The organism is Grimontia sp. SpTr1, assembly GCF_947387585.1.
In the GTDB taxonomy this organism is placed as follows: Bacteria; Pseudomonadota; Gammaproteobacteria; order Enterobacterales; family Vibrionaceae; genus Enterovibrio; species Enterovibrio indicus.
In genome coordinates, this window is sequence record NZ_CANDOD010000051.1 from 1 (window position 1) to 1,121 (window position 1,121).

The window sequence follows — 1,121 nt, forward strand, 5'->3', positions numbered from 1 at the left end:
CCTTCATACTCAACAACATCGTAGGTATAGGTGATGACTTCTTTCTCTCCCTCACCAAGGTACTGATAGGCACTTGGATCTACTTCAAGTTGACCATCGACCACTTTAACGCCATCGGCTTTGCCGCTTGAAAGCTTGATGTTCTCAGCTTTTAGCTGGTCGCCTTCATCACCGTCACTGCTGTTTGCTAGCGGGTCAACAACAAACTTCTGGTCGTCTTCATTCGCTTGCGCGGTGACCTTTTCGACGATAGGGGCTTCGTTAACACCCAGAATAGTGATTTTGACGTCAGCCGTATCAGTGTCACCTTTAGCGTCTTTGATGGTGTACTCAAAGTCGAAAGATTGCGCATCCCCTTTCTTCAGAGATACCTGGTCTTTGGCATCAAATTCAAAAGTACCGTCAGCTTTTATACGCAGGATACCTTCAGGGAACTCAACCGTTGCGAAGCCAGTGTCGATGTCAAAATTAAGGTCTATGCCGTTAATCTGCGTGACCGTGAAACTATGACCTTCTGGGTCACTATCATTGTCTAACAATGAACCTTGTGCCGTTGAAGTTGAATCCAGTGTATTGGTTTCAGTGACCTTGTATTGCTCTGTATGTATAGAAATAGATGTAATGGTGAAATCCGTCGAGTCACCACCATCTCTATCGCCATCATTCTTGCGTTCAGCAGACTCAAGAACGACACGGTCAAAAGGAACATCCGAGCTGATATTGATGATACCGGTGTGTCCCTCATCAAATGAGAAGGTCACTTCATCAACTAACACATCACCGTCGTAGATCAGGTATTTACCGACTTCACCACCGTTTTCTGTAGCAAAGAGCCTCGCAATGCCCACATCCATGCTGAACGTCGGATTGTTGAGGTCAATTTGAATGGCTTCAGAAACATCATACTGATGGTTGTGTTCAATTTGGTGTGACGCACCTGTGTGCTCAGGGCGTGCAGTATCTGCCACACCAATACCCGTGCTGTGAATGTGCTCAGAGCCTTCCGTGACTAACTCGCCGTCTTTAACACGTTTACCGTCATCGCCAATTTTGAGGGCTTTGATGGTGAAATATTCATTCCCATCCAGGTTCTGCCAGCCGTCAGCACTGCTGGTTGTGAA

Annotated in this window: 1 protein-coding gene; it reads right to left on the reverse strand. The window is 46.6% G+C overall.

The genetic code is table 11. The features are described 5' to 3' along the window. The coding region (locus QL223_RS25875; protein ID WP_281546360.1) for an Ig-like domain-containing protein at window positions 1-1,121 on the reverse strand (1,121 nt) is incomplete at both ends.